Consider the following 9,971-nt stretch of genomic DNA (forward strand, 5'->3'; position numbering starts at 1 on the left):
TCACGGTCACCGCGCCCGCCGGCGCCGAGGGCGCGCAGCGCCTGCAGGCGGCCTTCACCGCCGCCGACGGCCGGATCAGCCAGGCCACGGCAACCCTGCAGCTGCCGCTGAACGCGAAGCTCGGGGCGACGCTCAGCGTGACGAGCACCTCGGCCGCCCGTGACGTGGTCGCCGACCCGTACAAGGTGGGCGAGCAGCTCGCGTTCACCGTGCGCGTCGTCGGCACCTCGAACGTGGTCAGCACGCTCACCCCTGCCGCCACCACGTTCACCTCCGGCTTCGCGCCGACCGCGTGCCGCTGGCAGAACCTGGCCGTGGGCGGTTCGTACAACTGCACCACTCCGCGACGCACGCTGACCCAGGACGACATCGACCGCGGCTGGTTCGCTCCCGAGTTCTCGTTCACGATCACGGGCGGCTCTCTCGCGCCCGTCACGGTGAGCCACGCCGGCGCGGCTGTTCTGCTGCGCGACGGTCTGCTCGACGCCGACATCAGCGGACAGCGCGCCGACACCGGCCGCGACCTGACCGCCGACCCGTACGCCGCCGGCGAGCAGGTGCCGTACTCGTTCCGGGTCGACAACGCGACGCCCGGCACGGTCACCGTGTCACCCGTCGCCGGGCCCTTCACCCCGTTCGTAGCGCCGGGAGCCGGCAACTGCCGCTACCAGAACCTGCCGAAGGACGGCGGGTACACCTGCGCCACCCCGCGTCACACCGTGACGCAGGATGACGTGGACCGCGGCTACTTCATCGCCGACACCACCTGGCGGCTCGAGGCCGCCGGTCAGACGGCGAAGGACATCGCGGTCACCGGCGGAGAGGTCGACGTGATCACGCGCGCCCCGGCGCTCGCCGGCTCGGTCAGCGGCGAGTGGACGGATGCCAACGGCACCGGCGTCGCGGATGCCGGAGACACCGTCACCTGGACGCGCTCGGTGCGCAACACCGGCAACGTCGTGCTCGACGACGTGGTGGCCGACGGCGACGAGCTGGGCGGCCTCGCGAAGGGCGCGACCGGGCAGCTCGAGCCCGAGATCGTGACGCTGACCGTCGACGACATCGCCGCAGGGACGATCTCGGCCGACGGGTTCGCCGCAACAGCCTCCAACGGCAGCCTCGACGTCACCGCTCAGGCGGAGGCGAGCGGGCTGACCCTGCCGATCGCACCGCTCTGGGCTGCCGGAACCGTGTACCTCACGGGCGACCGGGTCACCTACCAGGGCAGGCTCTGGCAGGCGGGCTGGTGGACGCGCGGCGAGAAGCCGGGCTCCAAGGCCACGGGCGCATGGCAGGAGATCGCGGTGAACACCGACGGTGAGGTGCTGTGGACGTCGACGAAGGTGTTCCTCGCCGGCGACGTGGTCGTGCACGACGGACACCGCTACGAGGCGCGCTGGTGGACCCGCGGCGACGAGCCGATCGCGAAGCCCTCGGGTAAGCGCCCCGGCGCGTGGAAGCTGCTCGACTGATCTGTGCGGGCTCGGCCGGTCACAGCCGGCCGACTCCGGTCACGGTGACGACGGCCTCGCCGGCCTCGTCGGAGTCGGCGAGGTCGACGGTCGCCGAGATCCCCCAGTCGTGGTCCCCGGCGGGGTCGTCGAGGATCTGACGCACCGTCCACTGCTGCGCGCCCTGTTCGATGAGCAGCAGCTGCGGGCTGCGTGCGTCGGCGCCGGTGAGGATCTCGTCGTGCTCGGCGAAGTAGGCGTCGAGGGCGTCGTTCCAGCCGTCGGCGCCGAGATCGGCGTCGAGGGATGCCAGTGACTCGGCGTCCTCCCGCGCGGCGAGCAGCACGCGGCGGAACATCTCGTTGCGCACCAGCACGCGGAACGCCCGCGTGTTCGAGGTGAGGCGCTTCGGAGCGGGCGGCACGACGGGCTCGTCCTTCGACAGGCTCAAGGACCCGGCCATGAGGTCTTCCCACTCGTCGAGCAGGCTCGAGTCGACCTGCCGCACGAGCTCGCCGAGCCACTCGATGAGGTCGCGCAGCTCGTCGGTCTTCAGCTGTTCGGAAATGGTCTGCGACGCCGCGCGATAGGCATCCGACAGGTACCGCAGCACCACACCCTCCGAGCGGGCGACCTTGTAGAAGGCGACGTATTCCCCGAACGACATGGCGCGCTCGTACATGTCGCGCACCACCGACTTGGGGCGCAGCTCGAAGTCGCGGATCCACGGCTGCGACGAGCTGAACGTCTCGAACGCCGCGCCCAGCAGCTCTTCCAGAGGCTTGGGGTAGGTGATCTGCTCGAGCAGCTCCATGCGCTCGTCGTACTCGATGCACTCGGCCTTCATCGCGCCGACTGCCTCGCCGCGGGCCTGGAACTCCTGCTGGCTGAGGATGGCTCGGGGGTCGTCGAGCGTCGCCTCGACGATCGAGATCATGTCGAGCGCGAAGGTGGGATCCGCCGGGTCGAGCAGCTCGAAGGCGGCGAGAGCGAAGGGGGAGAGCGGCTGGTTGAGCGCGAAGTCCGGCTGCAGGTCGACCGTGAGGCGCACCGCGCCGCCGACCCGCTCGACGACCCCCGACTGCAGCAGGGTGCGGTAGATGCCGAGCGCCCGCAGGGCCAGCAGCCGCTGCGCTGCCCGTGACTCGTGATTGTCGTATACCAGGGAGCGCATATTCGCGAACACGTCGCCGCCGCGGGCGATCACGTTGAGCATCATCGCGCTGGTGATCTGCATGTGCGAGGTCAGGGTTTCGGGCTCCGCCGCGATGAGCTTCTGGAACGACGGCTCGCCCCACGACACGAACCCGTCCGGCGCCTTCTTGCGGATGATCTTGCGCTTCTTCTTCGGATCATCGCCCGCCTTCTTGATCGCGGCGATGTTCTCGGTCTCGTGCTCGGGCGCCTGCGCGACCACCGTCCCGGCGGTGTCGTACCCGGCACGGCCTGCGCGACCGGCGATCTGGTGGAACTCGCGGGCGTTCAGCTGTCGCATCCGACTGCCGTCGAACTTCGTCAGCGCCGTGAGCAGCACGGTGCGGATCGGCACGTTGATGCCGACGCCAAGGGTGTCGGTGCCGCAGATGACCCGCAGCATGCCGCGCTGGGCGAGCTGCTCGACGAGGCGGCGGTACTTCGGCAGCATGCCTGCGTGATGCACGCCGATGCCGAGCCGCAGCAGCCGCGACAGGGTCTTGCCGAACGCCGTCGTGAAGCGGAAGCCGCCGATGAGATCGGCGATGGCATCCCGCTGCTCGCGGGTCGCGACCTTAGCGCTGGCGAGCGCCTGCGCGCGCTCCATCGCCGCTGCCTGCGAGAAGTGCACGATGTACACCGGCGCCTGCCCGGTCGTCAGCAGCTCGTCGATCGTCTCGTGGATCGGCGTCGTCTCGTAGTAGAAGTGCAGCGGCACCGGTCGCTCGACGCCGGTCACCACGGCCGTCTCGCGCCGGGTGCGGCGGGTGAGATCGGCGGCCAGCCCGGTGACATCGCCCAGGGTGGCCGACATCAGCACGAACTGCGCCTGCGGCAGCTCGAGCAGGGGAACCTGCCACGCCCACCCCCGGTCGGGGTCGCCGTAGAAGTGGAACTCGTCCATCACGACCTGGCCGACATCGCTCGCGGTGAGCCCCGTCGAAGCGTCCGCCCCCTCGCGTAGGGCGCGGTTGGCGAGGATCTCGGCCGTGCAGCAGATGATCGGCGCGTCGGCGTTCACAGACGAGTCGCCGGTGATCATGCCGACGTTCTCGGCGCCGAACACGTCGACCAACGCGAAGAACTTCTCGCTGACCAGCGCCTTGATAGGTGCGGTGTAGAACGTGCGGCGCCCGTCGGCGAGAGCGGCGACGTGCGCGCCGATGGCGACGAGCGACTTGCCGGTGCCGGTCGGGGTGCTCAGGATGAGGTTCTTGCCCGACACGATCTCGATGACCGCCTCATCCTGCGCGGGGTACAGGCTGATGCCGGTCGACTCCGCCCACTCGACGAAGGCCAGATAGACGGAATCCGGATCGGCACCGCGCACGAGGGAGGGATCGAGGGCAGTCATCCGTCGATCCTTTCACGCCCGCCGGCTCAGGTCTCGTCGCGCAGCTCGTCGTGGATGCGCCGCAGATCCTCCATCAGCGACCCGACGAGGATCCAGTGATCGGATGCCGGACGGCGCACCACCAGGGGAGTGGTGAGGGCCGGGACGGGCGCGGTGCGGGCATCCGGGACGTGCTGCGACGAGCGCACCGCGAGCCGCACGTCATGCCCCGCCCGATGCAGCTGCTCGGCGATAGCCCCTACCGTCGTGTCGGTCGCGAGGGAGTCCTCGTAGTGATCGATGTACGCGCGGGTCATGCCGATCACCTGCGTGACGACGGGGGAGAGCCGGTCGAACACGCCGCGCAGCTGGTCGAGGTCGTCCCGGTGGCGGCCACGACGGGGGTTGAGCGAGAGCGACTCCTCGGCCGCCGTGAGGGATGCCTCGGCCGCGTCCTTCATCGGCCGCAGCAGTCGGGCCTCGAGCATCAGCTCCTGCAGCTGCGCGGGCGTGCGGGTGGTGGGCAGTGCCTCGGCGAGACGGTCGAGGGAGGCTGCGAGCTCGCGACCGAGCATCCCGATGTCGCGCCGAGCCGGACCCGATAGGACGGGCGGGACGACCGCGACGTTCACGACGAATCCGATGGCCGCGCCGATGAGCGTCTCGAGGATCCGATCGAGCGCGTAGTCGGGATTCGACGAGCCGAGAGCCAGCACCAGCACGGCTGAGATCGCCACCTGATTGCCTGTTCCGGTCGAGGCGCGCAGCGCCCACGCGATCAGCAGCGCCACGACCACGGCGGCCAGCACCACCCAGCTCTGCCCGCCGAGCAGCAGGCTGAGCAGCACGGCGATCACGACACCGAGGATCACGCCTGCGCTGCGCTCGAGCGCTTTCGACAGCGATTGGTTGACGCTCGGCTGCACGACGAGCAGCGCGGCGATGGCAGCGAACACCGGCAGCGGGCCGGGGATCAGCCAGCCGGCGATCAGCCACGCCGCGATCGTCGCCGCAGCCGACTTCAGCACCTGCAGCAGGGGAGCCCGGCGTGCGGCGCGGATCGCGGCGGGAAAGCGCATGGGTCAACGGTAGCGCCGGCACCCGGATCGCAGGAGGGCGCGGGGAACGCGGGCGGTCCCACGCGTGTGTGCCGTGCGACGTTCTGCGTGTCGCGCGCGGGGTCGGCGACGGTGTCGGCCGCGAGTGGTTCGATGAGGGCATGGATGCCGGGGTGCGCGAGCTGGAGCGGATGCTGTGGGCCGCCGCGGCCTGCTTCGCCGCGGGCGCGGTCGTGGGCTCGGCCGTGCTGTGGGGCGCCGCCCGTCCGTTCAGCGGCGACGGCTCGGTCGTCATCCCGATCGCGCTGGTGGCTGCGGTGATCGCGGCGGTCGCGTTCACCATCAGCACCCGGATGCATCGGGCCGGCGAGACAGCGCCGATGCCGCCGTGGCAGGCCGCCGTCTCGCATCTCAGCGCGGCTGCAGTGACCGTCGCGATCGCCGGTGTCACGGGCCTCGGCGTGCTGCTCGCCGGTGAGGTGCTCGCGACAGGGCTGCAGGGCCTGACCCTGCCCGCACTCGTGGGCGGACTGTTCAGCGGAGTCGCGTCAGCTCTCGGCGGGCGACTGGCGTTCCGGATGGGCGTGCGCCTGAGCACGCAGGACATCGCGCGGCTGCTGACATCCTTCCTGGTCATCGGAACCCTGTTCGCGATGCTGACCGCCGCCGACTCGGCGTGGTGGGAGCGCAGCTTCTCGGAGCTCGGCATCGGCGCAGGCGGATGGGCGTTCAACGGCACCGTGATCGTGGCGGGGCTGCTGATCGCGACGACCGGCTCGTATCTCGGCCGCGACCTGCACCGGATGCTCGGCGACGGCGCACTGCGGCAGATCGCCGCGGTCGTGCTCACCTGGGCCGGAGCGGGGCTCGCGCTCGCCGCCGTCGGACTGCTGCCGCTCGACAGGGTTCCGGTCGCGCACGCGATCGCGGCGTTCTCGACCCTCGGGCTGATCCTCGCCGCGGTCGTGCTGACGACCCTGCAGCTGCGCGACGTCGCGCCGCTGCGGGTGCTGACCATCGTTCTCGTCGTCACGGTGGTGGTCGTCGCGGTGATCGCGTTCGGGTTCCGGATGCTTTCGGTCACCGCCCTCGAGGGCATCGTCGTCGGCCTCGTGCTGCTGTGGCTGACGACCTTCGTGCAGCTGCTCGCGGTGCTCGCGCCCGAGGCGTCGCGCCCGTCCGCCCGCCGCTCGCTGCTTCGGGCCTGAGCCGCGCCGCGCTCGACTGGTCCCATTCGGCTGCCTCGCGGGCGGCGAGGCGACCATTCGGTCCCACCCGGGTGCGGATTCTTCTGCGGGCGGCGGCGAGCTGCGTCGCGGTCGTGTTCGACTGGTCCCATTCGGCTGCTTCGCGGGCGAGGCGACCATTCGGGCCCACCCGACGGCGGGAGCGCGGAACGGTGGGCTCAGCCCTGGCGACGCACCATCTCGGCGATCCACGCCGGGGCGAAGGGCGAGGTGCAGTTCGGCGGCACGGGATAGTCGGCGAGCACCTGCAGCCGGTCGCCGATCGCGATGGCGCGCTCGCGCAGCGCCGGATGATGGATGCCGATGTACGCCAGCGTCTCGTTCATGGCCCACTGCTCGCGGCTCGGCGCGTCGCGCAGCTCGCGCTCGATGCGGTCGAGCAGGGCATCCAGATCCAACCCGTCGGGGCTCTTCTGCACGCGTGCCGAGGTCAGCGACCATGCGGCGGCGCGGGCATCGGCATCCGGGTCGTCCATCCAGCGCATCCGCAGCTCTTCGGCGAGCGGCGACTTCTTCGCGATGTAACTGACCAGCCAGTCGTGCGCCTTCGCGCTGCGGGTGGAGCGCAGCATGCCGTCGATCTCGTCGGCCGGCAGCTCGCGCGGCTTCGCGACGAGCAGCGCGACCAGCTGACCGGCGACGTCGCCGGTGGCCCACAGCGAGCGCCCCAGATCGGTCGACGTGCCGGCCTTCTTCGCCACGGAGCGCAGCTTCGACAGGTTCACGCCGTGCGCATCGCCGTGCCGTTCGTTCACCGCACGTGCCTTCGGATCTTCGAGTGCGGCGAGCTCGGCGAGGATGTCGGCGACGGCGGAGATCGGCATCCCGACAGCGTACCCGCGGGTCGGTTCGGCAGGCGGGGCAGCCGCGACGTCGCCGTGCTCGGGTGGGCCCATACGGCTGCTTCGCGGGTGGCGACAGGGCCATCCGGGACCAGTCGGCGGCGAGGGCTCCGGCGGGCGGCGCCGAATCAGCGGCTCAGTCGACGCGCGGGGCCGCAGTGGACGACCGGACGACGAGCTCCGGATGCAGGTCGGGCTCGTCACCGGCATCCGCGCCCTCGATGTGCCAGATGAGCCGCTGCGCGGCCGCGCGACCCATCTCCTCGAACGGCTGACGCACGGTGGTGAGCGCGGGTGAGGCGTAGGCGGCGAGGGCGATGTCGTCGACGCTGACCACCGAGATGTCCTCGGGCACCCGCCGACCCGCTTCATGCAGGGCGCGGATCAGCCCGAAGGCCATCTCATCGCTCGAGACGAACACGGCGGTCGCGTCGGGGATCGCGGCGATGGTGCGGCCGGCACGGTAGCCCGATTCCGGCGTCCACTCGCCGGGGATCAGCGGCGGCGCCTCGATGCCGCGCTCGCGCAGCACCTGCTCCCAGGCTTCTCGTCGGTGACGTCCTTCGATCCAGTACTCGTCTCCGCCGACGTGCCAGACGGTGCGGTGGCCGAGATCGAGCAGGTGCTCGACGGCGAGACGGCCGATCACGCGCTGGTCGACGACGAGCGGCGCATCGAGCTGCAGCGACGCGACCTGACTGCGGGTCGACGGTGTGCGTTCGGTGCGCAGCCGCATCTCGGGGCTGTCGAGCTCGACCGGCACGTTGAGAACGACACCCTCGGCTCCCTGCCGCTCCAGGCGGTCGAACGCCTCGAGGAAGGCGGATGTCGACGCGTGGTCGGAGACAGACGCGGTCGTGACCGTGTACCCGCTGGCGGCGGCTGCCGTCTCGACGCCGGCACCGAGCGCCGCTGATGCGTACCGGTCGTTGGAGACGACGATCATCCCGATGATGCGGGTGCGCCCGGATGCCAGAGACGCTGCAGCGGCATGGATGCGGTACCCCAGCGAGTCGATGGCCGCGTGAACCCGGCGTGCCGTGTCGGGGCGAACGTTCGGGTGACCGGCCAGCACACGCGACACGGTCTGAGCGCTGACTCCCGCGGCGCGCGCGACGTCCATCTGATTCGGGGCGCGGTCCGAACTGGGGCGACGGGGTGACATTCCGCAATGATAGCGGTGCGCCCGCGCGAATCCATGCCTTCCGTCGTGGGAGAAGTGAGGTAATGTGAGCGCAAACATTTCTTTCGATCGGGAGCTGTATGTCCACCCCCACTCTCACCTGGCGTGACGGCCAGATCCTCCGCGACGGAGCACCGCACCGCATCCTGTCCGGCGCCGTGCATTACTTCCGCGTGCATCCCGATCAGTGGGAGGACCGCCTGCGCCGCCTGGCGGCCATGGGTGCGAACACCGTCGACACGTACATCGCCTGGAACTTCCACGAGCGCATCGAGGGCGAGTACGACTTCACCGGCTGGCGCGACGTCGCGCGCTTCATCCGCATCGCCGGTGAGGTGGGGCTCGACGTGTTCGTTCGCCCCAGCCCGTACATCTGCGCGGAGTGGTCGAACGGCGGCATCCCGTTCTGGCTCAGCGGGCGCACGCGCGCCCTGCGCACCGTCGATGCCGACTTCCTGGCCGCCGTCGACGCGTGGTACGACCAGCTGATCCCGCAGCTGGCGCCGCTGCAGGCGGCGCACGGCGGCCCGATCCGTCTGATCCAGGTCGAGAACGAGTACGGCTCCTACGGCACGGATGCCGGCTACCTCGCCCACCTGCGCGACGGACTGCGCTCACGCGGCATGGTCGAGATGCTCACCACCGCCGACGGCATCACCTCCGACATGATCGAGCACGGCAGCGTGCCCGGCGCCATGAGCACCTTCACGTTCGGCACCGGTGTGCCGCGCGCGATCGAGCTGCAGCGCGACGGCGAGCACCTGATGTGCAGCGAGCTCTGGGGCGGCTGGTTCGATCACTGGGGCGAGCAGCACCACATCCGCTCGGCCGCGAGCATGCTCGGCACCGTCGACGAACTGCTCGACGCGGGCGGCTCAGTGAGCCTGTACATGGCGCACGGCGGCACCAACTTCGGCTTCTGGAACGGCTCGAATCACGACGGGGTCATCCAGCCGACCGTCACGAGCTACGACTCCGACGCGCCCATCGGCGAAGACGGCACGCTGGGCGAGAAGTTCCACGCGCTGCGCGAGCGCTTCGCCCGCTTCCACGACGGCGAGCTGCCGCCGGTTCCGGATGCCCCGCGCCGGCAGTCCGCGGCATCGGCAGATCTGCGTGTCGACGCGGCGCTGCTCGACGTGATCGCCGCGACGCCCGTGCGCGCCGAGGCGCCGCAGCCGCTGAGCTTCGAGGAGCTCGGCGCCGAAGACGGCCTGGTCGTCTACGAGAGCGACCTGATCTTCCCGGCCGGCGCCACCCTCGGCATCCTCCAGCTGCACGACCGGGCGACGATCTTCTTCGACGGTGAGCGACTGGGCACTCTGGAGCATGACGGAGAGCACACGCTTCCGCTGCCCGCCGCGGGCGGCCGGGGGCGAGTGGTGATCGTCGTCGAGAGCCTCGGACGCATCAACTACGGCCCCCTCACCGGACAGGCCAAGGGCATTCTCGGCGGTGTCGTGGTCGACGGACGCCGGTATCAGCACGGCTGGACGCATCGCGTGCTCGGCGACGGCATCCCCGCGATGGATGGCGCGGTGCACGTAGGCGCGGCGGCCGCAGATCCCGCCGGACTCGCCTCGGGCGTGCTCGACGTCGCCGAGCCGCTCGACGCGTGGCTCGCCTTCCCCGAGGGAGGGAAGGGCATGGTGTGGCTGGACGG

At 70.7% G+C, this 9,971-nt stretch carries 7 protein-coding genes; 3 read left to right on the forward strand and 4 right to left on the reverse strand.

The annotated features are described in order from the left end of the window. Positions 1 to 1,472 (forward strand): carbohydrate-binding protein (locus RT309_RS02005; protein WP_396654397.1); only part of this gene is annotated, 1,472 nt, incomplete at its 5' end. A 19-nt stretch (positions 1,473 to 1,491) separates the two neighbouring features. Here RT309_RS02005 and RT309_RS02010 read toward each other — a convergent pair. Together RT309_RS02010 and RT309_RS02015 are read right to left on the reverse strand one after the other, a co-directional pair. Beyond that, positions 1,492 to 3,999 carry a DUF3516 domain-containing protein gene (locus RT309_RS02010; RefSeq protein WP_313354860.1) on the reverse strand — a complete coding sequence of 836 codons (2,508 nt, stop codon included), beginning with the start codon at positions 3,997 to 3,999 and terminating at the stop codon, positions 1,492 to 1,494. Between the two features lie 26 nt (positions 4,000 to 4,025). Further along, the gene (locus RT309_RS02015; RefSeq protein ID WP_313354861.1) at positions 4,026 to 5,057 is read right to left on the reverse strand and encodes an FUSC family protein; all 1,032 of its coding nucleotides are present in this window, start codon (positions 5,055 to 5,057) and stop codon (positions 4,026 to 4,028) included. A gap of 68 nt (positions 5,058 to 5,125) precedes the next feature. On the opposite strand from RT309_RS02015, the gene RT309_RS02020 reads away from it, so the two are divergent. Beyond that, positions 5,126 to 6,244, forward strand: a complete 1,119-nt coding sequence (locus RT309_RS02020) for a DUF998 domain-containing protein (protein ID WP_313354863.1) — start codon at positions 5,126 to 5,128, stop codon at positions 6,242 to 6,244. Positions 6,245 to 6,441: 197 nt separating this feature from the next. On the opposite strand, the gene RT309_RS02025 is transcribed toward RT309_RS02020, so the two are convergent. Beyond that, entirely contained in the window at positions 6,442 to 7,107 is a 666-nt protein-coding gene (locus RT309_RS02025; protein ID WP_313354865.1) for a DNA alkylation repair protein, read from the reverse strand. A gap of 154 nt (positions 7,108 to 7,261) precedes the next feature. Beyond that, positions 7,262 to 8,290, reverse strand: coding sequence for a LacI family DNA-binding transcriptional regulator (locus tag RT309_RS02030; protein WP_313354867.1), 1,029 nt, complete (start codon positions 8,288 to 8,290; stop codon positions 7,262 to 7,264). A gap of 98 nt (positions 8,291 to 8,388) precedes the next feature. Between RT309_RS02030 and RT309_RS02035 the strand changes: the two genes are divergently transcribed. Beyond that, the coding region (locus tag RT309_RS02035) for a beta-galactosidase (RefSeq protein WP_313354869.1) at positions 8,389 to 9,971 on the forward strand (1,583 nt) is incomplete at its 3' end.

The sequence above is a fragment of the Microbacterium sp. genome (assembly GCF_032084865.1).
In the GTDB taxonomy this organism is placed as follows: Bacteria; Actinomycetota; Actinomycetes; order Actinomycetales; family Microbacteriaceae; genus Microbacterium.